General features: G+C 74.7%; 21 protein-coding genes. 5 read left to right on the top strand and 16 right to left on the bottom strand.

All coding sequences use genetic code 11. The features are described from left to right. Nucleotides 1-58: 58 nt before the first annotated feature. Together SLAV_RS27465 and SLAV_RS27460 are read right to left on the bottom strand one after the other, a co-directional pair. Complete coding sequence (locus SLAV_RS27465) at nucleotides 59-1468, bottom strand: lysine N(6)-hydroxylase/L-ornithine N(5)-oxygenase family protein (protein WP_030237351.1); 1410 nt, start codon at nucleotides 1466-1468, stop codon at nucleotides 59-61. Further along, a complete protein-coding gene (locus tag SLAV_RS27460) occupies nucleotides 1465-2856 on the bottom strand; it encodes a pyridoxal phosphate-dependent decarboxylase family protein (RefSeq protein WP_100660978.1) in 1392 nt (463 codons plus the stop codon). The genes SLAV_RS27465 and SLAV_RS27460 overlap by 4 nt, the downstream gene beginning before the upstream one ends. A gap of 345 nt (nucleotides 2857-3201) precedes the next feature. Here SLAV_RS27460 and SLAV_RS41135 point away from each other — a divergent pair, with 345 nt between their 5' ends. Both SLAV_RS41135 and SLAV_RS41130 read left to right on the top strand, forming a co-directional pair. After that, nucleotides 3202-3345: a hypothetical protein gene (locus SLAV_RS41135; RefSeq protein ID WP_158741073.1), complete on the top strand. Its 144-nt coding sequence runs from the start codon at nucleotides 3202-3204 to the stop codon at nucleotides 3343-3345. Nucleotides 3346-3427: 82 nt separating this feature from the next. Then, on the top strand, nucleotides 3428-3826 hold the full coding sequence (locus SLAV_RS41130; RefSeq protein WP_159038063.1) for a hypothetical protein: 399 nt from the start codon (nucleotides 3428-3430) through the stop codon (nucleotides 3824-3826). On the opposite strand, the gene pepN is transcribed toward SLAV_RS41130, so the two are convergent. The 5 genes from pepN to SLAV_RS27430 all read right to left on the bottom strand — a co-directional run bounded on the left by pepN (nucleotide 3827) and on the right by SLAV_RS27430 (nucleotide 10261). Further along, a complete protein-coding gene (gene pepN, locus SLAV_RS27450) occupies nucleotides 3827-6355 on the bottom strand; it encodes an aminopeptidase N (RefSeq protein WP_030242158.1) in 2529 nt (842 codons plus the stop codon). A gap of 132 nt (nucleotides 6356-6487) precedes the next feature. Further along, on the bottom strand, nucleotides 6488-6811 hold the full coding sequence (locus SLAV_RS27445) for a chorismate mutase (RefSeq protein WP_030242160.1): 324 nt from the start codon (nucleotides 6809-6811) through the stop codon (nucleotides 6488-6490). 65 nt (nucleotides 6812-6876) lie between these two features. Next, entirely contained in the window at nucleotides 6877-8028 is a 1152-nt protein-coding gene (locus tag SLAV_RS27440; RefSeq protein WP_030242163.1) for a sensor histidine kinase, read from the bottom strand. Between the two features lie 531 nt (nucleotides 8029-8559). Then, nucleotides 8560-9216, bottom strand: coding sequence for a response regulator (locus SLAV_RS27435; RefSeq protein WP_030228354.1), 657 nt, complete (start codon nucleotides 9214-9216; stop codon nucleotides 8560-8562). A 226-nt stretch (nucleotides 9217-9442) separates the two neighbouring features. After that, complete coding sequence (locus SLAV_RS27430; protein ID WP_051840616.1) at nucleotides 9443-10261, bottom strand: serine protease; 819 nt, start codon at nucleotides 10259-10261, stop codon at nucleotides 9443-9445. A gap of 86 nt (nucleotides 10262-10347) precedes the next feature. On the opposite strand from SLAV_RS27430, the gene SLAV_RS27425 reads away from it, so the two are divergent. Together SLAV_RS27425 and SLAV_RS27420 are read left to right on the top strand one after the other, a co-directional pair. After that, entirely contained in the window at nucleotides 10348-11244 is an 897-nt protein-coding gene (locus tag SLAV_RS27425; RefSeq protein WP_030228349.1) for a hypothetical protein, read from the top strand. A 162-nt stretch (nucleotides 11245-11406) separates the two neighbouring features. Next, nucleotides 11407-12063: an HAD family acid phosphatase gene (locus SLAV_RS27420; protein WP_030228347.1), complete on the top strand. Its 657-nt coding sequence runs from the start codon at nucleotides 11407-11409 to the stop codon at nucleotides 12061-12063. A gap of 14 nt (nucleotides 12064-12077) precedes the next feature. On the opposite strand, the gene SLAV_RS27415 is transcribed toward SLAV_RS27420, so the two are convergent. The 6 genes from SLAV_RS27415 to hsaA form a co-directional block, all read right to left on the bottom strand. Beyond that, nucleotides 12078-12377, bottom strand: a complete 300-nt coding sequence (locus SLAV_RS27415) for a hypothetical protein (protein WP_030228344.1) — start codon at nucleotides 12375-12377, stop codon at nucleotides 12078-12080. 72 nt (nucleotides 12378-12449) lie between these two features. Beyond that, nucleotides 12450-14120, bottom strand: a complete 1671-nt coding sequence (locus tag SLAV_RS27410; RefSeq protein WP_030228342.1) for an FAD-dependent oxidoreductase — start codon at nucleotides 14118-14120, stop codon at nucleotides 12450-12452. Further along, nucleotides 14117-14623: a flavin reductase family protein gene (locus SLAV_RS27405; protein ID WP_234333513.1), complete on the bottom strand. Its 507-nt coding sequence runs from the start codon at nucleotides 14621-14623 to the stop codon at nucleotides 14117-14119. The genes SLAV_RS27410 and SLAV_RS27405 overlap by 4 nt, the downstream gene beginning before the upstream one ends. Continuing rightward, a complete protein-coding gene (locus SLAV_RS27400; protein WP_030228339.1) occupies nucleotides 14611-15504 on the bottom strand; it encodes a VOC family protein in 894 nt (297 codons plus the stop codon). Before SLAV_RS27400 ends, SLAV_RS27405 begins: the two co-directional genes overlap by 13 nt. An 11-nt stretch (nucleotides 15505-15515) precedes the next feature. Then, nucleotides 15516-16457, bottom strand: a complete 942-nt coding sequence (gene hsaD, locus SLAV_RS27395; protein ID WP_100660977.1) for a 4,5:9,10-diseco-3-hydroxy-5,9,17-trioxoandrosta-1(10),2-diene-4-oate hydrolase — start codon at nucleotides 16455-16457, stop codon at nucleotides 15516-15518. Further along, nucleotides 16454-17623 (bottom strand): 3-hydroxy-9,10-secoandrosta-1,3,5(10)-triene-9,17-dione monooxygenase oxygenase subunit, encoded by a 1170-nt coding sequence (hsaA, locus tag SLAV_RS27390; RefSeq protein ID WP_030228335.1) that lies wholly within the window; start codon nucleotides 17621-17623, stop codon nucleotides 16454-16456. The genes hsaD and hsaA overlap by 4 nt, the downstream gene beginning before the upstream one ends. A gap of 230 nt (nucleotides 17624-17853) precedes the next feature. On the opposite strand from hsaA, the gene SLAV_RS27385 reads away from it, so the two are divergent. Continuing rightward, nucleotides 17854-18726, top strand: a complete 873-nt coding sequence (locus tag SLAV_RS27385; protein ID WP_030228333.1) for an IclR family transcriptional regulator — start codon at nucleotides 17854-17856, stop codon at nucleotides 18724-18726. Between the two features lie 89 nt (nucleotides 18727-18815). Here SLAV_RS27385 and SLAV_RS27380 read toward each other — a convergent pair whose 3' ends face one another. From SLAV_RS27380 to SLAV_RS27370, 3 genes are read right to left on the bottom strand one after another with little or no spacing between them, the layout of a single operon-like run. Continuing rightward, nucleotides 18816-19919, bottom strand: coding sequence for a ferredoxin--NADP reductase (locus tag SLAV_RS27380; protein ID WP_078950226.1), 1104 nt, complete (start codon nucleotides 19917-19919; stop codon nucleotides 18816-18818). Then, nucleotides 19912-20142: a hypothetical protein gene (locus SLAV_RS27375; protein ID WP_030228328.1), complete on the bottom strand. Its 231-nt coding sequence runs from the start codon at nucleotides 20140-20142 to the stop codon at nucleotides 19912-19914. The genes SLAV_RS27380 and SLAV_RS27375 overlap by 8 nt, the downstream gene beginning before the upstream one ends. After that, a complete protein-coding gene (locus SLAV_RS27370; RefSeq protein WP_030228325.1) occupies nucleotides 20139-21290 on the bottom strand; it encodes a 3-ketosteroid-9-alpha-monooxygenase, oxygenase component in 1152 nt (383 codons plus the stop codon). Before SLAV_RS27370 ends, SLAV_RS27375 begins: the two co-directional genes overlap by 4 nt. Nucleotide 21291: the final 1 nt, after the last annotated feature.

The raw sequence follows: 21291 nt of genomic DNA, 5'->3' as shown, positions 1-21291 counted from the left end.
GCGGTGTGTGTGACGGGGGTCGGGGTCCGGGGTGGCGGACTCCGGCCCCCGGCCGTTTTTACGGGTGTTCGACGAGCGGGAGGAGTTCGCCCGCGGGGTGGGGGCGGGTGTGTTCGCGTTGTTCGAGGCCGAAGGTGGTGAAGGCGGTGCGGTGGGGCTGGGGGTAGGCCTCCTTGTCGGTGAGGGTGTTGAGGATGGCGGCGCTGCGCCAGGCGGCGAGGCCGAGGTCGGGGGCGCCGACGCCGTGGGTGTGGCGTTCGCCGTTCTGGACGAAGACGCTGCCGGTGACGGAGGGGTCGAGGACCATCCGGTAGCGGTCGTCGATGCGGGGGCGGCCGGAGGCGTCCGTGCGGAGGTAGGGGTCGAGTCCGGCGAGGAGGCTGGTGAGGGGGCGTTCGCGGTAGCCGGTGGCGAGGACGACGGCGTCGGTGGTGAGGCGGGAGCGGGTGCCCTGCTGGGTGTGTTCGATGTGGAGTTCGACCTTGGTGGTGGCGACGCGGCCGGCGGTGCGGACGCTGACTCCGGGGGTGAGGACGGCGTCGGGCCAGCCGCCGTGGAGGGTGCGGCGGTAGAGCTCTTCGTGGATGGCGGCGATGGTGGCGGCGTCGATGCCCTTGTGGAGTTGCCATTGGGCGGGGACGAGGCGGTCGCGGACGGGTTCGGGGAGGGCGTGGAAGTAGCGGGTGTAGTCGGGGGTGAAGTGTTCGAGGCCGAGCTTCGAGTACTCCATGGGGGCGAAGGAGGGGGTGCGGGCGAGCCAGGTGAGGCGTTCGCGGCCGTGGGGGCGGGCGCGCAGGAGGTCGAGGAAGACTTCGGCGCCGGACTGGCCCGAGCCGATGACGGTGACGTGGTCGGCGGCGAGGATGCGCTGGCGGTTGTCGAGGTAGTCGGCGGAGTGGATGACGGGGACGGTGGGGGCGTCGGCGAGGGGGCGCAGGGGTTCGGGGACGTAGGGGGCGGTGCCGATGCCGAGGACGAGGTTGCGGGTGTGGGTGCGGCCGAGGGCTTCGGCCTCTCCGTCGGTGTCGAGCTGGGTGTAGTCGACTTCGAAGAGGTCGTGTTCGGGGTTCCAGCGGACGGCGTCCACCTGGTGGCCGAAGTGGAGTCCGGGGAGGCGGCCGGCGACCCAGCGGCAGTAGGCGTCGTATTCGGCGCGCTGGATGTGGAACTGCTCGGCGAAGTAGAAGGGGAAGAGCCGTTCCTTGTGCTTGAGGTAGTTGAGGAAGGTCCAGGGGCTGGTGGGGTCGGCGAGGGTGACGAGGTCGGCGAGGAAGGGGACTTGGAGGGTGGCTCCGTCGATGAGGAGGCCGGGGTGCCAGCGGAAGTCGCGGCGCTGGTCGTAGAAGGCGGTGGCGAGGGTGCCGATGCCTTGTTGGGGGAGGCCGTGGGCGAGGGCGGCGAGGGAGAGGTTGAAGGGGCCGATGCCGATTCCGACGAGGTCATGGGGTGTATCGAGCTGGGCGGTCATCGGTGGGTTCTGCCTTCCAGGAGGGCGACGAGGGTGTCCAGGTCCCTGGCCGTGGTGTGGGGGTTGAGGAGGGTGGCCTTGAGCCAGAGGCGGCCGTCGGCGGTGGCGCGGCCGAGGACGGCGGTGCCGTCCTGGAGGAGGGTGCGGCGCAGGGTGGCGAGCCGGTCGTCGTCCGTGGGGGTGGGTCGGAAGAGGACCGTGGTGAGGGTGGGGCGTGCGTGGAGTTCGAAGCCGGGGTGGGCGTCGAGGAGGTCGGCGAGCCGGTGGGCTGCTGCGCAGGTGAGGTCGATGAGGCGGGCGAGGCCGTCGCGGCCGAGTGAGCGCAGGGTGACGGCGATCTTGAAGGCGTCGGGGCGGCGGGTGGTGCGCAGGGAGCGGCCGAGGAGGTCGGGGAGGCCGGCGTCGGTGTCGTCGGTGGCGTTGAGGTAGTCGGCCTGGTGGGCGAGGGGGGCCAGGTCGGCGGTGTCGCGGACGGCGAGGAGGCCGGCGGCGACGGGTTGCCAGCCGAGTTTGTGCAGGTCGAGGGTGAGGGAGCGGGCGCGGGTGAGCCCGTCGAGCAGGTGGCGGTGGCGGGGGCTGAGGGCGAGGGTGCCGCCGTAGGCGGCGTCGATGTGGAGGTCGGCGCCGTGCCGGTCGCAGAGGTCGGCGAGGGGGGTGAGGGGGTCGATGAGTCCGGCGTCGGTGGTGCCGGCGGTGGCGGTGACGAGGACGGGGCCGGGGGTGTGGGCGAGGGCTTCGGCGAGGGTGGCGGGGTCGAGGGTGCCGTTGGGGGTGGGGAGGGCGCGGGCGGGGGGCAGTCCGAGGAGCCAGGCGGCGCGGGGGACGGAGTGGTGGGCGTTGGCTCCGTGCAGGACGGTCAGGTGGGGGCCGTGGCGTTCGCGGGCGAGGAGGAGGGCGAGTTGGTTGGCTTCGGTGCCGCCGGTGGTGAGGAGGGCGTCGGCGCGGGGGGTGGCGTAGAGCTCGGCGGCGAGGGTGCGGGTGAGGTGGGCTTCGATGGCGGAGGCGGCGGGGGCCTGGTCCCAGGAGTCGAGGGAGGGGTTGAGGACGCTCGCGGCGAGGTCGGCTACGGCGGCCACGGCGAGCGGGGGGCAGTGCAGGTGGGCGGCGCACAGGGGGTCGGCGGGGTCGGCGGCGCCGGCGGTGAGGGTGTGCACGAGGGTGCGGAGCGCTTCGTCGTCGCCGGTGCCGTGGGCGGGGAGTACGTCGCCCAGCGCGGCGGCGACGCGGGCGGCGGTGGCGTCGGGGCCGCCGGCGGGGAGGGGGCCGCCGCGTTCCTTGGCGCCGGTGGCGAGGGCGGTGAGGGCGGTGTCGAGGAGGGGTCGCAGCGCGTCGGCGCCGTGGCGGCCGCCCGCGAGCGGAGGCGTCGGCGCGGGCGTGGGCACGGTCATGGGGCCTCCGGGGGCTGGGCGGGGCGTGGCGCTGCGTGGCCGAGGCTGGGCGGGACACCCGGTCGGTACAACGATCAGACCCGAATGGGGTAACCGCCGGGGTGTGCCGGGGGTCGATTTCCGGCCGCCGTGGGTCCTTCGGGGTCGGGGGCGGGGCAGGGGGCGGGCCGCGTGCGCGGCGGGGCCCGGGCGGGGCGGGCGGAAGGTGGCCGGGCCCGGGCGAGGGGGCGGCCGGGGGTGGGGGAAGTCTTGGGATGCGCGGCTCTGGGATGCGGCGCGTGGCGGGATTGCATTGCCCACGGCCCACAAGTGCGCGCCTGGAGCCGGTCGATGGCGGGTTGCGGGGTGTTCGCGAAGGTGGGCGGCGCGGTGGGCGCCAAGACGGTGGGGGTGGTGGCCGCCGGGGCGGTGGCCGTGTCGGCGGCGGTCACGGTCTCGCCGGGCGCGTCCCCGGGCCCCGGGGGTGTCCCCCGGCGCGTCTCGCGGTGACTCCTCCGGGGCCTCCCCCGGCGCGTCTCCTGGGGCGTCCGCGAGTGGTGCGGGTACCCCGTCGGTCCCGGGCCGCTCCCCCGTGCCGTACTCCCGTACGTCCGGCGCGCCGAACGGGACGGGCGTCCCGGGGACGCCGGGCCGTACCTCCTCCGCTCCCCCGGCGCAGCCGCAGCCGCCGGTGGTGTCGATCCAGCGGCCGGGTGCGGGCGGGCAGTTGCGGCGCGGCTGTGAGGAGGTGTTCGCGGGGACGGCGCGGACGCGGCCGGGGGACCGGCCGCTGACCGATCCGCAGTACACGGACTGGCGGCTGGCGGGGCCCGACGGGCCGGTGGTGCTGGGGGCGGGCCCGTCGGGCGGCTTCGTGGTGCCGTTGCTGCCCGACGGGACGTATCCGCTGACGTTCACCGCCACCGATCCGGACAGTGGTCTGACGGCCACGGCCCGGGTGTCGGTGCGGGTGGTGGGCTGTCTGCGCTGATCAGGCTCCGCGTACGCGCAGGGCGCGGGCGAGGTCGTCGAGCCGGTCGACGAGCTGGCGGCGCAGCAGGGGCAGGATGGCGGGGTCTTCCAGGCAGGTGCGGCCGGCCTGGAGGTTGGCCTCGTCGACGGCGTGGGCGGGGAAGGCCCAGCGGCCGGCGGCCTGGCCGATGGCGGGTCCGCGGCGGGCGGCGAGGGCGACGGCGTCGGGGTAGTAGCGGGGGACGTACTCCCGTACGAGGTCGGCCTGTTCGGGCTGCCAGAAGCCCTGGGCGGTGGCGGTGAAGAGGTAGTTGGACAGGGTGTCGTCGTGGAAGAGGCGCTGCCAGGCGGCGGCCTTGGCCTCGGGGGTGGGCAGGGCGGCGCGGCAGCGGGCGGCGCCTTCCTGTCCGGTGGCGCTGGGGTCGGCGGCGAGGGCGGCGTCGACGGCGGCTTCGTCGACGGCTCCGAGGACGGCGAGGCGGGCGAGGATGCTCCAGCGCAGTTCGGGGTCGAGGGCGGGGCCGCCGGCGATGGAGCCGTCGGCGAGCCAGGCGGCGATGGTGTCGGGCTGGGTGGAGCAGGAGATGAGGGCGCGTACGGCGGCGAGGCGCAGGCCGGGGTCGCTGCCGTCCTCGGTGCGGCGCAGGAGGTCGCGGGCGATGGAGCCGAGGGTGGCGAGGGCGGCGGCGCGCCGGTCGGGGTCGGTGTACTGGTCGGCGACGTGGGTGCGGGCGAAGGTGAGGACGCCCTGGACGAGGGCGAGGTCGGTTTCCCCGGGGAGGTGGGCCTCGGCGGTGGCGAGGTAGGCCTCGGGTTCGAGTTCGCCGTCGCGGACCATGTCGCGCAGGGCGCCCCAGACGACGGCGCGGGTGAGGGGGTCGGGGATGCGGGAGAGGCCGCGCAGGGCGGTTTCGAGGGAGGTGTCGTCGAGGCGGAGCTTGGCGAAGGTGAGGTCGCCGTCGTTGAGGACGAGCAGTGCGGGGCGGGGGCCGCTGACGGAGAGGACCTCGTCGGAGGGGACGTCGAGGTCGAGGAGCTCGGCGCGTTCCAGGAGGCCGTCGGGGGCGAGGGTGTAGGTGCCGGCGGTGATGCGGTGGGGGCGGCTGCCGTCGCGGTCGACGGTGAGAGTCCAGCCGCCGGGGCCCTCGCCGGTGGTGACGTCCTCGATGTGGGGGGTGAGGGTGTCGACGCCGGTGGTGCGCAGCCAGATCTCGGCCCAGGCGTGGACGTCGCGGTCGGTGTGGGCGGCGAGGGAGTCCACGAAGTCGGCGAGGGAGGCGTTGGCGAACTTGTGGCGGGCGAAGTGGGTGTTGATGCCGGCGAGGAAGTCCTTCTCGCCGAGCCAGGCGACGAGCTGGCGCAGGGCGGAGGCGCCCTTGGCGTAGGAGATGCCGTCGAAGTTGAGGAGGGCGGAGGCGGTGTCGGGGACGTCGTCGGGGCCGGGGGCGACGGGGTGGGTGGAGGGGCGCTGGTCGGCGTCGTAGCCCCAGGCCTTGCGGGTGACGCCGAACTCGGTCCAGGTGTCGGTGAAGCGGGTGGCTTCGGTGAGGGTCTGGTAGCCCATGTATTCGGCGAAGGACTCGTTGAGCCAGATGTCGTCGAACCAGGCGAGGGTGACGAGGTCGCCGAACCACATGTGGGCCATCTCGTGGGCGATGACCATGGCGCGGGTCTGGCGTTCGGTGTCGGTGACGGCGGAGCGGAAGACGAATTCGTCGCGGAAGGTGACGAGGCCGGGGTTCTCCATGGCGCCCGCGTTGAACTCGGGGACGAAGGCCTGGTCGTAGGAGTCGAACGGGTAGGGCTCGGTGAACTTCTCGTGGTAGCGGTCGAAGCAGGCGGTGGTGACGGAGAGGATCTCTTCGGCGTCGGCGTCGAGGAAGGGCGCGAGGGAGCGCCGGCAGTGGAGGGCGAAGGGGAGGCCGGCGTGTTCGGTGGTGATGGTGTGCCAGGGGCCGCCGGCGACGGCGGCGAGGTAGGTGGAGATGACGGGGGTGGGGGCGGAGGTCCAGGTGCCGGCGGCGGGGCGGTCACCGGCGGCGGGGCGGTCGCCGGTGCGGGTGGTGATGCCGTTGGCGAGGACGCTCCAGTGCGCGGGGGCGGTGACGGTGAACTCGAAGACGGCCTTGAGGTCGGGCTGGTCGAAGGCGGCGAAGACGCGCTGGACGTCGTCCATGAACATCTGGGAGTAGACGTAGGTCTCGCCGTCGGCGGGGTCGGTGAAGCGGTGCAGGCCCTCGCCGGTGCGGGAGTAGCGCATCCGGGCGTCGACGCGGAGCTCGTGGGGGCCTTCGGAGAGGCCGGTGAGCGGGAGGCGGTCGTCGTCGAGGGCGGCCGGGTCGAGGGGGTGGCCGTCGAGCGTGGCGGAGCGCAGTTCGTCCGGCTTCAGTTCCACGAAGGTGTCGCCCGCGGTGCGGGCGGTGAACCTGATGAGGGTGGTGGAGTCGAAGGTCTCGTCGCCGGTGGTGAGGTCGAGGGCGACGGCGTAGTGGTGGACGTCGAGGAGCTGGGCTCGGAGCTGCGCTTCGTTGCGCGTCAGTGCGGACATGGGGCCCATGCTGCCTGACGGTCGTGGCGCGGCCCAGGGGGCGGGCGGTGCCCCTGGCGCCCGGGGCGCCGGGGGCGGGGGCTCCGCTTACCGGTCCTCGTCCTGCTGGTCCTCGTCTTACTGGTCTTCGTCCTACTGGTCCTCGCCGGCGGCGATCGTCTCGTGGTGGCGGATGACCTCGGCGATGATGAAGTTGAGGAGCTTCTCGGCGAAGGCCGGGTCGAGCTTGGCGTTCTCGGCGAGCTGGCGCAGGCGGGCGATCTGGCTGGCCTCGCGGCCCGGGTCGGCCGGGGGCAGCTGGTGCTTGGCCTTGAGGTGGCCGACCTGCTGGGTGCACTTGAAGCGCTCGGCGAGCATGTGGACCACGGCCGCGTCGATGTTGTCGATGCTGTCGCGCAGGCGGGACAGTTCGGCGGTGACGTTCTCGTCGACCTCGTCGATGTCGCTGTTGTTCATGGTTCCCGAGAATACGTGGCGGGGGCGGCCGGTACGCCGTCCAGTCGGTCCGTGAGACGGGGGACTCACAGGGGCAGGACGGCGGTGACGAGCCAGCCGCCCTCGGGGGCGGGTCCGGCGGTGAGGGAGCCGCCGAGGGCTTCGGCGCGTTCGGTCATCCCGGCGAGGCCGTAGCCGCCGCCGCGGGCCTTGTCGGAGAGCCGGGCGGGGCGGCCCCCGTCGTCGGCGACGCGTACTTCGAGGCCGGTGGGCACGGTGCGCAGGCCGATGCGGACGGCGGTGGCGGTGGCGGCGTGCTTGGAGACGTTGGTGAGGGCTTCGAGGACGATGCGGTGGGCGGTGGCGGCGACGTGGTCGGGGAGGCGGCCGTCGAGGCCTTCCTCGATGGAGAGGACGACGGGCGGGCCGGTCGCGGAGAACCGTTCGGCGAGCCGGCGCAGGTCGGCGAGGCCGGCGACGGGGGTGGTGCCGGCGGGGACGGCGTCGCCTTCCTGGCGCAGGATCGTGACGAGGCGGCGCATGGAGCCGAGTGCCTCGTCGCCGGCGGTTTCGATGCGGCCGAAGATCTCGGCGGCGCGTTCGGCGGTGACCTGGGTGAAGCGGGCGGCGCGGGCCTCGACGACGATGCCGGTGACGTGGTGGGCGACGAGGTCGTGGAGCTCGCGGGCGAGCTCCAGGCGTTCGGCGGTGCGTACGGCGCGCAGCTCGCGCACGCGCTGGACGGACTGGAGGCGCAGGAGCAGGGAGTAGGCGCCGACGACGACGGCCAGGACGGAGAAGAGCAGGGTGAAGCGGCCGGGGTCGGTATCGCGGACGGGTACGGCCATGCAGCCGAGGCCGAGGAGGGGGCCGAGGACGGCGGCGGTGCGGGCGGGGGCGCGGAGCAGGACCTGGGACAGCAGGACGAGCAGGGCGACGGCCTCGCCGGCGCCCCAGACCACGGTGGGCGGGTTGCCGAAGATCAGGAGGAAGGTGACGGTCCAGGTGGTGGCGGCGGCGAACCAGGCGCGGGCGAGGAGGGGGACGCCGGGCCAGGGGGCGGCGCTGAGGCAGACGAGGACGCCGGAGGTCCAGACGGCGGCGTGCGGGAAGCTGGGCTGCCGGGCGAGGACGACGCCCTCGAAGGTGACGAGGGCGAGCAGGAGCAGCGGCAACAGGACCCGGATCCGATCGGCGGCCCGCGGATGCCGCCGCGACCACGCCGCGAGCGGACTCACCGGACCGCTCCGTCCGGGCGCCGCGGTCCGGTACGGGTCGCCGGCCGCGGGCCCGGGCGGGGACCGGTCACCCGACCCGGACCGGGAAGGGCACGGACCGCCGGGTGCGCGCCGATACCGCCTGCGGCGGGAGCGGGCGCCGACGGGCAGGCCGGGGGCCGGGTACCGGTCACCCGACCCGGACCGGGGAGGGCACGGACCGCCGGGTGCGCGCCGATACCGCCTGCGGCGGGAGCGGGCGCCGGCGGGCAGGCCGGGGGCCGGGTACCGGGCGCCCGGCGCGGGCCCGGGCGGTAGCCGGGAGGGCGGCGCGGGCCGGGGAGGGGCGGCGCGCCGGGTGCGCGCACGCGCAGGTACCGCCTGCGGCGGGAGCCGGCACCGGGGGTCGGGCCGGGGGCGGGGCGCCGGGCGAGCGCCGCGGGCCCGGGCGGGGGCCGGGCGGGCGGTGCCGGCTCGGGAGGGGGCCGGGCGGGCGGTGCCGGCTCGGGTGGGGGCGGGGTGACCGGGGTGGGGGCGCGGGGTGGGGTGGGGTCATGGGGGACCGGAGGCCAGGCCGCTTTCCCAGGCCCAGGCGGCGATCTCGACGCGGTTGCGGGCGTCGAGCTTGGCCTGGACGTTGGCGAGGTGGGTCTTGACGGTGGACAGGGACACGTACAGCTCGGCGGCGATCTCGGCGTTGGTCAGCCCGCGCGCGAGGCAGCGTACGACCTCGCGCTCGCGTTCGGTGAGGGGTTCGGCGGGGCGGCGGGCGGCCCGGGCGGCGGCGGTGCGCGGGGCCATCTCGCGCAGCAGCCGCACGGTGATCGCCGGGGAAACCAGGGCGTCGCCGACGGCGGCCGCGCGGACGGCTTCAACCAGCATGGCCGGGCTCGCGTCCTTCAGGAGGAAGCCGGACGCGCCGCCGTGGAGCGCGGCGTGGACGTACTCGTCGAGGTCGAAGGTGGTGACGATGACGATGCGCGGGCCGTCGCGGCCGGAGAGGCGGCGGGTGACTTCGAGTCCGTCGAGCCGGGGCATGCGGATGTCGAGGAGGAGGACGTCGGGCCGGTGCTCGGCGACGGCGGCGAGGGCCGCCTCCCCGTCGACGACGTCGGCGAGGACCTCGATGTCGGGCTGGCTTTCGAGGATCATCCGGAAGCCGGTCCTGACCATCTCCTGGTCGTCCGCGATGACCACGCTGATCGCCATGCGCCGCCTTCCCCGCTGTCGCCCGCTGTCGCCGGTGGGTCCTTCCCATCGGACCGGGGCGGGCGTCGGCCCGCCACCGTGTCACGGGGCGGGGGCGGCGGTGCGCCGGGCTCGCGACGGCTCCGGCGACATTACGCACGTTCGGGCCAGCGCGCTTCGTCCTTCCGGCCCCTCAGGGGGTGGCCGGAAGGACGAGGCGGCGCGGGCGCGCGGGCGGGCAGCGGGGCTACAGGCCGGCCGCGGCGGCCTTGATGTCGGCGGCGAAGGTGGAGACCTCGGTGTAGACGCCGGGGTAGCCGGCGCGGGCGCAGCCCTCGCCCCAGCTGACGATGCCGACCTGGATCCAGGCGTTCGTGTCGTCGCGGCGGAACATCGGGCCGCCGGAGTCGCCCTGGCAGGTGTCGACGCCGCCCTGGGCGAAGCCGGCGCAGATCTCCTCGCCGGGGGTGAGCTCGGAGCCGTAGGAGCTCTGGCAGGAGGCGTCCGAGACGAAGGGGACCTGGGCCTTGAGCAGGTAGCGCTGCTGGCCGCCGCCTTCGCGGGCGGCGCCCCAGCCGGCGACGGTGAAGGTGCCGTTGTCGTAGGCCTTGGTCTCGGCGATCTTGAGGGTGGGCTGGTTGATGGGCTTGGCGAGCTTGATCAGGGCCCAGTCGCGGCCCTTGCCGTTGTAGCCGGGGGCCTGGAGGACCTTGGTGGACTTGACCTTGACGGCGCTGGAGCTGTTGAGGTCGACGACACCGCCGGTGGCGGTGATGGAGGTGTTGTTGCCGGAGCCGTCGACGCAGTGGGCGGCGGTCAGCACGATCTGCTGGGTGTAGAGGGCGCCGCCGCAGCCCATGGAGAGGCGGACCATGAAGGGGAACTCGCCCTGGGCGGCGCGGGTTCCGCCGACGACGGGGGCGGGGGCGGCGCTGGCGCCGGTGGGCTGGAGGCTGACGGCCGCGAGGGCCACGGCACTGGCGGCGAGGGTGCGCTTGAGGACTCTTGCGAGAGTGGCCACGGTCAACACACTGCCTTTCGTGGGGGGTTGGGCTGTGCGCGCCATCGGGTTCATGACACGTCCATGACACTCCTGCGGTCCCGCGGGCTTCAAGAAGGCCTTTTCGGACAACTTCCGGCCCGGGGGCCCGCATGACGGACGACGGCCGCCGGACCGGCCCGGTAGAGCACGGATTTCCGCACGTGGAGACCGTCCGCGCGGCGATCGGCGCGCTCTTCCGCGCGCTGACCGCCGAGGGGGTCCGGGCCTACGCGACGAGCCTGGATCCCGCCGGGGCGGCCTTCGGCCCCGACGAGGACCTGCACCTGGGGGCGCACCGGGTGGCGTCCGCCGTGGTGGGGGCGCTGCGGCTGCCCGACGCGCGGATGGTGGTCGCCTTCCGGCCGATGCGGGACGCGGCCACCGTGGAGCTCGCGGCGGGCCCCGAGTACTTCGTGGAGGTCAGCGACCGGTTCCGCGTCCACCGCCGCGACCTGGCGGCCGCCCTGGCCCACGAGGCCGCGCACGTGCTGCTGCACCGCCTCCGCCTGCGCTTCCCCGTCACCGCCGACGACGAGGTCCTCACCGACACGGCCGCCGCCTTCCTCGGTGTCGGCTGGCTGCTGCTGGACGCGTACCGCGAGGACGCCCTGACCCACCAGAAGCTCGGCTACCTCACCCCGGAGGAGTTCGGCTACGTCCTGGCCCGCCGCGCCCGCCTCTTCGGGGAGGACCCCTCCCCCTGGTTCACCAGTCCCCGGGCCTACGAGGCCTACGTACGCGGGCGCGCGCTCGCCGACCGGGAGTGGCGCCGGGCCCCCCTGGCCGGCGCGGGCCGGGCGGAACGGCTGCGCTACGCCCGCGCCCGCCGGGCGGGGGCGGCCCCGGCGCGCGGGGCGGCGTACCGGTTCGGGCGGGGCGAGGACGGGCGGATGCGGGTGAGCTTCCCGTGCCCGGTGTGCGGGCAGTGGCTGCGGGTACCGACGGGCGGCGGGCCGCTGCGGGCGCGCTGCGGATTGTGCCTCACGGTGCTGGAGTGCGCCCCGTAGGCGCGACCGGACCGGGGCCGGACCGGAGCCCCGGGGCGGGTCCCGGTGGGGAGGTTTCACCGGGTGGCCACGAAAAGTTTCCTACCGACCAGTAGACATGGGTGCGGCGCTGGCCGAATCTGATCGCGTACATGTCAACGCATGACCGAGGAGCGCCCCCACATGCTCGCAGCCCACCGCGCCCGCGCCGCCGCCGCGGCCGTCGTCGCCGCCACCGCCCTGACCCTGCTGCCGGCCACCGCCGCCGAGGCCGCCCCGGCCGCCGCCCCGGCCGCCGCGCCCGCCGCGTCCGCCCCCGGCGGCAACGCGGCCATCCTGGGCATCGACTACGCGACCTGGCAGCGCGACGTGGCCGCCGTCGTCGACGCCGCCCGCCCGGCCATCGAGCAGCGGATCGCCGCCTCCCCCGCCGGGGAGAAGCCGGCCATCGTCCTCGACATCGACAACTCCTCGCTGGAGACGGACTTCCACTGGTTCTGGACGTTCCCGACCCCCGCGATCGAGAAGGTCCGCGCGCTCACCCGGTACGCGAGCGACCGCGGTGTGGCGATCTTCTTCGTCACCGCCCGCCCCGGCATCGTGTACTCCCTGACCGAGCGCAACCTGAAGGCGGTCGGCTACCCGGTCGACGGGCTGTACGTACGGGACCTGCCGGCCCTGTTCGAGCAGGTCAGCGCGTACAAGACGGCCAAGCGCGCCGAGATCGAGGCCCGCGGCTACACGATCATCGCCAACATCGGCAACAACGAGAGCGACCTCGTCGGCGGCCACGCCGAACGCACCGTCAAGCTGCCCGACTACGGCGGCAAGCTGTCCTGACCCGGGCCGCCGCCTCAGCCCCCGCACCCTCCGCAGCCCCCGCACGCGCCGCCGCAGCCGGCCCCCGGGCCGGCCCGGTCGCAGTCGGTGCCGGAGGCGAAGGCGGCGCCGCCGTCGCCGGACCCGCCGCGCTCGGAGAGCGTCTCGCCCAGGCCGAGGAGCAGGACGGGCGCGACGGCGATGGGGAACATCCACCCGCCGAGGAGGTCCTCGGTGCCCTGGAGGCCCGGGTCCAGCGTGATCCAGGCCAGCGCCCCCCACACCCCGGCCCACAGCGCCGTGCCGCACACGGCCCACCACTGCGTCTTCGCCATCCCGCACCGCCCCTTCCCTCGCGTCAGGTCACGGGTTGTGCCCGCGGCACGGCAACGGAACACCCACCTCCGTCAACCGCGGTCCGCGGCGATGGCGTTGACCGCCGCCCAGGAGAAGGCCATCGCGGGGCCGATGGTGGCGCCCGGGCCGGGGTAGGTCTCCCCCATCGCCGCCGCCGCGCAGTTGCCGGAGGCGTACAGGCCCTCGATCGGGGTGGAGTCCTCGCGCAGCACCCGGCCGTCCCCGTCGGTGACCAGGCCGCCCTTGGTGCCGATGTCGCCGGGGTGCACGGGGACCGCGTGGAAGGGGCCCTTGTCGAGCGGCGCCAGGTTGGGGTTGGGGAGCGTCGGGTCGCCGTAGTAGCGGTCGTAGACGCTGTCCCCCCGGCCGAAGTCCTCGTCCGTGCCCCGCTCGGCGAAGCCGTTGAAGCGGCGGACCGCGGCGGGCAGGCCCGGCGCGGAGATCTCCCGGGCCAGCTCCTCCACGGTCGCGGCCTGCTTCAGGAAGCCGCTCTCGCGCCAGGCCTTCGGGAAGGGCTGCCCGGGCAGCAGGCCCGCGAAGAGGTAGCGGGCCTTGGAGCGGGCGTCGAGGACCAGCCAGGACGGCACGGTCCGCGCCCCGGGCCGGTCGGCGGCGTACATGCGGTCGACGAACGCGTGGTACGGCAGCGCCTCGTTGGCGTAGCGCTCCCCCGCCCCGTTCACGATGAGCATGCCGGGAATGCCCCGGTCGGCGACGAGGAAGAAGGGCCTGCCGCCCGGCGGGCACAGCGAGGGCGCGCCCCACACCCGGTCCATCAGGTCGGTGGCGGCTCCCAGTTCCCCGGCCAGGCGCAGCGCGTCGCCGGTCTGCCCCTCGGAGGCGTGGGTCCAGGCGGTGGAGGTCGGCGCGGGCAGGTGCTTCTCGCGCAGTTCCCGGTCGTGCGAGAAGCCGCCCGAGGCCAGCACCACACCGCCCCGGGCCGCCACCGCGACCTCGCGGCCCGCCCGGGTCACGCGTACGCCGCCCACCCGGCCGGAGGCGTCCGTGACCAGGCCGGTCAGCGGCGCCGACAGCCACAGGTCCCCGCCGAGCCGGTCCAGGGAGAGCCGCAGCCGGGCGACGAGGGCCTCGCCGAGGGAGAGCAGCCTGCGCCCGGTGGCCAGCGCCCCCAGGGCCCGCAGGCCGACCTTCACGGAGGTGCGGCGGCCCGCCCAGGTGCGGCCGGCCATGTTCAGGAAGCGGAAGTCGTACGAGGTCATGGTCAGCCCGTACGTGGGCAGGCCCGCCCGGCGCATGTCGCGGCCCAGCTCGCCCAGCCGCCGGAAGTCGACGATGCACGGCTCCACGGAACGCCCCTGCGCCATGCCGCCCTGCGCCTCGGGGAAGTAGTCCGGGTAGCCCGGGGTGTACATGAAGCGGACCTCGGTCCGGTCGTGGAACTCCCGCAGCATGCGCGGCCCGTGGGTGAGGTAGGCGTCCGTGCGGGAGCGCGGGACCCGGTCGCCGACGGTGGCGTCGAGGTAGGCGCGCGCCTTCTCGCGGGTGTCGGCGGTGCCGGCCCGGTCGAGGTGGAAGTTGCCGGGGACCCAGACGGCTCCGCCGGACAGGGCGGTGGAGCCGCCGTACCTGTCGGTCTTCTCGACCACGAGGACGGTCAGGCCGCGCAGCCGGGCGGTGATCGCGGCGGCCAGTCCGGCCGCGCCGGAGCCGACCACCACCACGTCGTACTCGTACTCGAACGGGTCGGTCGGCTCGGTCATCCGAAGGCTCCGGTGGCGTAGTCGCTGCGGAAGTACAGCAGGGGCGATCCGCCCTCGCGGGCGGTGAGTTCGAGGATCCGGGCGGTGACCAGGTAGTGGTCGCCGGCCTCGTGCACGGTGTCGAGGGCGCAGTCGACGGTGGCCAGGGCGCCGGTGACGCGGACGGCTCCGTGCGCGGACTCCTCCCAGGCCACTCCGGCGAACTTGTCGCCGCCCCGGCGCCCGAGGGCCTCGCAGACGGCGCGCTGCTCCTCGGCGAGGATGCTCACCCCGAACCGGCCGGCCGCCCGGACGGCGGGCCAGCTGGAGGAGCCCTTGCCGACGCAGAGCAGCACCAGCGGCGGGTCCAGGGAGAGGGAGGCGAAGGACTGGCAGGCCAGCCCGGCCGGGCGGCCGTCGTCCCCGAGGGCCGCGACGACGGTGATGCCGGAGGCGAAGGTGCCCAGGACCCGGCGCAGCAGGGCGGGGTCGGTGGCGGGGGCGGCGTCCGTCAGCCGTTCCACTGGTGGCCCCAGAAGCTGTCGGCGGTGATCTCCTTCGCGGTCCAGGTGGCGGGGTCGACGAGGAGGCCGTCCCAGCCGTACTCGACCTGGAAGCCGCCGGGGGCCTGGGCGTAGAAGGAGACCATGTGGTCGTTGGAGTGGCGGCCGAGGGTGGAGGCGATGGGGACGCCCGCGCGGTTCATCCGGTCCAGGCAGAAGCCGACGTCGTCGAGCTTCTCCAGCTCGACCATGAAGTGGACGATGCCGGGCGGCAGGGCGCCGGGGTAGAGGCCGAGGCTGTGGTGGCGGCGGCCCGGGCTGAGGAAGTGCATCCAGTGGAAGTCGCGGCCGGGCGCGCCGGTGGGGACGGCCACGGGCGGCAGCCGCATGGAGTCGCGCAGCTGGAAGCCGAGGAGGTCCTCGTAGAAGGCGAGGGTGGTCTCGGTCTCGGGGGCGGGGAGGACGACGTGGCCCAGGCCGAGTTCGCCGGTGACGAAGCGGTTGCCGTACGGGGAGGCGAGCGGGGTGTGGTCCTGGGCCTGGCCCCAGTAGAGCTCCAGGGGGTTGCCGCTGGGGTCCTCGCAGTGGATCAGGCCCTGGACGCGGCGGTCGGCGAGGGTGGCGGCGTCGGCCTGCTTGACGGGGAAGCCCGCGCCCTCCAGTTCGGCGGCGGCCTCCTCCAGGGCGCGGGCGTTGGCGACCTCGAACCCGGCGGCGAGGAGGCGGTCCTGCTCTCCGGCGACGAACTGGAAGCGGTGGACGCGGTCGTCGATGCGGACGTGGAGGCTCCCGGGGGTGCTGCCGGGGGCCTCGGTCATGCCGAGGAGGTCGAGGACGTAGGTGCGCCAGGCGGGCAGGTCGGTGGTCTCGATGCGCAGGTAGCCGAGTGCGCGAATGTCCATGGTGGGCCCCTTCAGTGGGAGAAGAAGTCGGTGGCGAGGCGGTTGAACTCGTCGGCGGCCTCGGTCTGGGCCCAGTGGCCGCAGTGGGGGAAGACGTGGAGGCGGGCGTCGGGGATGGCCTTGAGGGCGAGGAAGGCGCCGTCCACGGGGTTGACGCGGTCCTCGCGGCCCCAGGTGAGCAGGACGGGGCAGGTGATGCGGTGGGCTTCGCGCCAGAGCATGGTGTCCTCGGGCCGACGGGCGAAGGAGGCGGCCATGCGGGCGTTGCCGAGCCGGGCCGCGGGGTCGGTGGCCTGGGTGTAGCGCTCCTCGACGAGGGCGTCGGTGACGAGCGCCGGGTCGTGGACGAGGGTGGTGAGGAAGGTGCGCATCCGCTCGCGGGTGGGCTCCGGGTCGGTGCTGAACTCGAAGAGCCGCTTGATGCCTTCGGTGGGGTCGGCGGAGAAGAGGTTCAGGGAGATCCCGCCGGGGCCCATCAGGAGGAGTTTCGCGACCCGGCCGGGGTGGTCGAGGGCGAGCCGGGTCGCGGTGCCGCCGCCGAGCGAGTTGCCGATGAAATGGGCGCGTTCGATGCCGAGTGCGTCCATGAGGGCGACGACGGCGAGGGCGCTGAAGCTGAAGTAGTCGCGGTCGGGTTCGGGCTTGTCGGAGCGGCCGTAGCAGGGCTGGTCGACGAGGAGGGTGCGGAAGCGGGCGGCGAAGTGGGGCAGGTTCCGGCCGAAGTTGGACCAGCCGGAGGCGCCGGGGCCGCCGCCGTGCAGCATGATCACGACGGATCCGTCGGCGGGCCCGGCCTCGTGGAAGTGCAGCGCGATCCCGGCGGCCTCGACGGTGCGGGAGGTGCTCTCGTAGGTGAGGTTCGCGTGGGCGGGGTTCTCCTGGGCGGGGTTCTCCTGGGCGGGGTTCTCCTGGGCGGGGTTCTCCTGGGCGGGGTTCTCCTGGGCGGGGCTCACAGCATCGTGTCCTGGATGTCGAGGCCGAGGGCGCCTTGGCCGAAGAGGACGAGGGCGCGTTCGGGGTCGTTGGCGGCGTGGCCGCGGCCGGTGTGGATGTCGCGCCAGGCCCGCTGGACGGGGTTGGGGCCGGTGCGCAGGGCGCTGCCGCCGGCGTTCTCCATGAGGAGGTCGACGGCGCGGACGCAGCGTTCGGTGGCGAGGACCTGGTCGCGGCGGGCCCGGGTGCGCAGGGCGGTGGGCAGGGTCTCGCCGCGTTCGGCGAGGGCGTACAGGTCGGCGATGTTGCGCTGGAGCTGGATCCAGGAGGCGTCGATGTCGCTCGCGGCGCGGGCGATGCGGACCTGGGCGAAGGGGTCCTCGGCGACCTGCTGGCCGTAGGAGACGCGGAAGCGTTCGCGGGTCTGGGCGACGTGGTCCTCGTAGGCGCCCTCGGCGATGCCGACGATCGGGGTGGAGATGGTGGTGGTGAAGACGGCCGCGTACGGGAGCCGGTAGACGGGCTCCGGGTTGGCCTCGTGGCCGGGCACGCTCAGGGCGGTGACGGGGCCGAAGCCGAGGGCGCGGTGCTCGGGTACGAAGACCTCCTCGACGGTGATGTCGTTGGAGCCGGAGCCGCGCAGGCCGACGGTGTCCCAGACGTCGTCGATCCGGTACTGGGTACGGGGGACCAGGAAGGTCCGCATGTCGACGGGCCGGCCGTCGTCGTCGGTGACCAGGCCTCCGAGCAGGGCCCAGTCGGCGTGGTCGCAGCCGGAGGAGAAGTGCCAGCGCCCGCTGAGGGTGAAGCCGCCCGCGACGGGGGTGACCTTGCCGGTGGGGGCGTAGGAGGAGCAGATGCGGGCGTCCCGGTCGGGGCCCCAGACCTCCTTCTGGGCGCGGGGGTCGTAAAGGGCCACGTGCCAGGGGTGGACCCCGACGACGGAGGAGACCCAGCCGGTGGAGCCGCAGGCCTTGGCGATCTCCTTGACGGCGGCGTAGAAGACGCCGGGGTGCGCGGCGCGGCCGCCGTGGGCGCGGGGCTGGAGGAGGCGGAAGAAGCCGGTGTCCGCCAGTTCCTTGACGCTGGCGTCGGGGACCTTGCGCTGGGCCTCCGCCTCGGCGGCGCGGGCGCGCAGGGCCGGGGCGAGGGCGCGGACTGCGTCGAGGACGTCTTCGTCGCTCATGGTGTCCCTTCTCGGGTCTACGGCTTCGGGGTGCGGTGAACGTACGCCGGGGGGTGCGGGGGCGGAACGCGTCGTTCCCACTGAATGGGAAGCCCGCACGGAAGCCCGCACGGAACACTCCACAGGACGATCAGAAGTATTACTGAATGAAATACATGTGTCCGGGTCCTTCCCTGGGCCCGGAGCCGCGTGGCAGGGTCGCCCCAACGCCTCACGCAGGGGGTTTTCCCGTGTCGGACCAGGTCATGGACACCGAGCCCGCACCGCTGTCGCTGCTGGAGAAGGCCGCGCACGTGCTGGGCGCCTTCGAGGGCCCGGAGCCGCGGCTCTCGCTGACCGAGGTGGTGCGCCGCTCCGGGATCCCGCGCTCCTCCGCCCACCGGATCCTGGACCAGCTGGTGCGGTTGCGCTGGCTGGACCGGGAGGGGCGGGACTACCGGATGGGCATGCGGATGCTGGAGCTGGGCGCGCTCGCCTCGCACCACAACCGGCTGCGCCGGGCGGCCCTGCCGCTGCTGCACGCCCTGCACGAGCAGACCGGACAGCTGGTGCACCTGTCGGTGCTGGACGGGGCGGAGGTGGTGTGCCTGGAGCGGATCGGCGGCTCGGAGGCCACCACCGTGCCCTCCCGGGTCGGCGGCCGGATGCCCGCGTACTCCACGGCCGCGGGGAAGGCGATCCTCGCCTTCGGCAGCCCGGACGGCGTCGAGCACGTCCTCGCGCAGGGCCTGCGCCCGCGCACGGCCCGGACCCTGGTGCGGCCGTACGCCCTGCGCGCGGAGCTGGCCGCCACCCGCGAGCGCGGGATCGCCTTCGACCGGGAGGAGAGCTTCCGCGGGGTCTCCTGCGCGGCGGCCCCGCTGCGCGGCTCGGGGCGGGCGATCGCCGCCGTCTCGGTGTCCACCTGCCGGGGCGGCGAACGGGAACTGGCCCGGCTGGCCCCCGCGGTGGCGGCCTGCGCGCGGGCCGTGTGGCGGGAGCTCTACGGGGCCGGACGGGCCGCCCGCAGGCCCTCCGCGCCCCCGCGGGACCCCGGACCGGCGGTGCCGGCGCGGGCGATGGACAACATGTTGGGCTGGCTGCGGTTCAGCGAGTGGATGTAGCGGGTAGTCATATCCCAGCGCACGAGAGGGGCTCCGGACCCGACCTCCCCGCCAGGGGGCCGGACCCGGAGCCTCGCTCACTTGCGGGCCTACGCGTAGCCGATGCGCACCCGGTCGGTGAGCGGCAGCGCCTGGCAAGCCAGGACGTAGCCGTCGGCCAGGTCGGCGTCGTCCAGGACCTCGTTGCGCGCCATCGTGACCCCGCCCTCCAGCACCCGGCAGCAGCAGGCGCTGCAGGCGCCCTCGCGGCAGGAGTACGGGGCCGGGGCGCCCGCCGCGAGGAGCACGTCGAGCAGCGGGGTCCCCCGCCGCCAGGGCAGCCGGTACGTCCGCCCGTCCAGCTCCACCTCGGCCTCGGCCGCCGGCTCCGCCCCGGCCTCCACCCCGGCCTCCGCCGGCGGCTCCGGGGCGGCCGGCTGCGCGAAGACGTCGGCGCCGAGCGAGAAGTAGCGCTCGCGGTGGATCCGGCCGGCCTCGGCCCCCGCCGCGCGCAGGGCCGTCCCGGCGGCGTCCATCAGCGGGCCGGGCCCGCACAGCCAGGCCTCCCGCCCGGCGTACGGGGCGAGCGGGGCCCCGAGTCCGGCGGCGGTCGGCAGTCCCTGGAGGGACTCCAGCCAGTGCAGGACGGTGAACCGCCCGGGGTGCTCTCCGGCCAGCTCCCGCAGTTCCTCCCGGAAGATCACCGAGTCGGGGTCGCGGTTGGCGTACAACAGCGCGACCCGCCCCCGCCCGGCCGCCAGCGCCGACTTCGCGAGGGAGAGCACGGGGGTGATCCCGCTGCCGCCCGCCACCAGCAGCAGGTCCCGGTCGAGCCCGCCGGGGCCGGGCGTGAAGGCCCCGGCGGGCGGCAGCACCTCCAGGACGTCCCCCGGGGCCACCGCGTCGCAGACCCAGCCGGAGCCGAGCCCGCCGGGGACCCGCTTGACGGTGATGCGCATCGGCTCGCCGGTGTGCGGGGAGCTGGCCAGGGAGTAGCAGCGGGCCCCGCCGCCGGGGATCCGGACCGTGAGGAACTGCCCCGGGGCGTAGGGAAGTTCCGCGTCCAGGACGAGGGAGACGGCCTCGGCGGTCTCCTGGATCCGTTCCCGGACGCGGACCAGCAGCCTGCCGGGGGCTCCGCCCCGGCCCGCAGCCGGGGCCGCCGCCCCGGGCGCCGCCGGGCGGGGCGTCGTGGCGGACCGGTGTTCAGGCATCGGCGGGCACCTCCAGGCGGCCCTCGCGGACGGCCGCCTCGATGCCCGCACGCAGCGCCGGGCAGGAGCGGACGCGGGCGCTGGGCCGTCCGCCGGCCGTGGCGGCGGCGATCCGCGGGCAGACGGCGGCGGCCTCGGCCGTCCACTGCACCTGGGTGTGGGCGGGGCTGAACTTCTCGCACAGCACCCGGTTGCCGCACTCCCCGCACTCAACGGGCGTCATCCGCCGGCCCCGGCGGCCCGGCGGGCCAGGTTCCCGGCGACCTCGGCCTCCCAGGCGGCGGTGGCGCGGGTGGTGTCTATCTCGAACTCGAAGCGGCGCACCATCTCCTCGCGGACGTCGGCGGCGTCCACGTAGAACTGTTCGTACCAGCGGCGGAGCTGGTAGACGGGGCCGTCCTCCTCGGTGAGGAGGGGGTTGTCGATGCGGGTCTTGTTCTTCCAGATCTCGACGTCCTGCTCGAAGCCGACGGCGAGGCCCTCGGCGGTCAGCCGGGCGGCGTCGGCGGCCTGGTCGTCGCTCATGCCGGGGAGCTTCTTGACGATCGCCCCGTACATGAGGACGAAGGAGTTCTCGTCGACGGGGTAGTGGCAGTTGATCAGGACGGACTCCATCTCCAGGCCGCCGCCGACATCGCTCCACAGCCGGTCGATCATGTACGAGGGGCCGAAGTAGGAGGCGTCGGAGCGCAGGCCGCCGCCGGTGGAGAGGGTGCCGAGGTCCACGTCGGGGCGCGGGGTGGACTCCATGTACTGGGTGGCGACGTGTCCGTCGAAGACGTTCTTGAAGTAGCGCGGGAAGGCGTAGTGCACGTAGTAGAAGTGCGCCATGTCCACGACGTTGTCGACGATCTCGCGGCAGTGGGAGTTCTCCACGCGCAGCGCGTTCCAGCTCCAGTCGCTCCACTCGGCGCTGCCGGAGCCCTCGATCTCGGGGATGGTGACGCCGGGGGGCGGCGGGTTGCCCTCGGGGTCGTGCCAGACGTAGAGCTGGCCGTTGCGTTCCAGGGTGGTCCAGGCGCGGGTGCGGGCGCGCAGGGGGACGCGGCGGGCGTAGGGGACGGAGGCGCAGCGGCCGTCGCCGGACCAGCGCCAGTCGTGGAAGGGGCAGGCGACGGTGTCGCCCTTGACGGTGCCGTGGGCGAGGTTGCCGCCCATGTGGGGGCAGTAGGCGTTCAGGACGCGCAGGGCGGGGTCGTCGGCGCCATGGAAGACGACCAGCCGGGTGCCGAAGGCCTCCACCTCGTGGGGCTTGCCGTCCCTGAAGGCGCGGGCGAGCCCGAGGCAGTGCCAGCCGCGGGCGAAGCGGGCCGGGACGGCGGCCGCCTCGATGACGCGGGGGCCGTCCTGCGCCGAGGTCGTTGGGGTCATG

Origin of the sequence: Streptomyces lavendulae subsp. lavendulae (genome assembly GCF_002803845.1) — a bacterium.
Lineage (GTDB): Bacteria > Actinomycetota > Actinomycetes > Streptomycetales > Streptomycetaceae > Streptomyces > Streptomyces lavendulae.
This window is presented reverse-complemented; position numbering and strand designations above follow the sequence as displayed.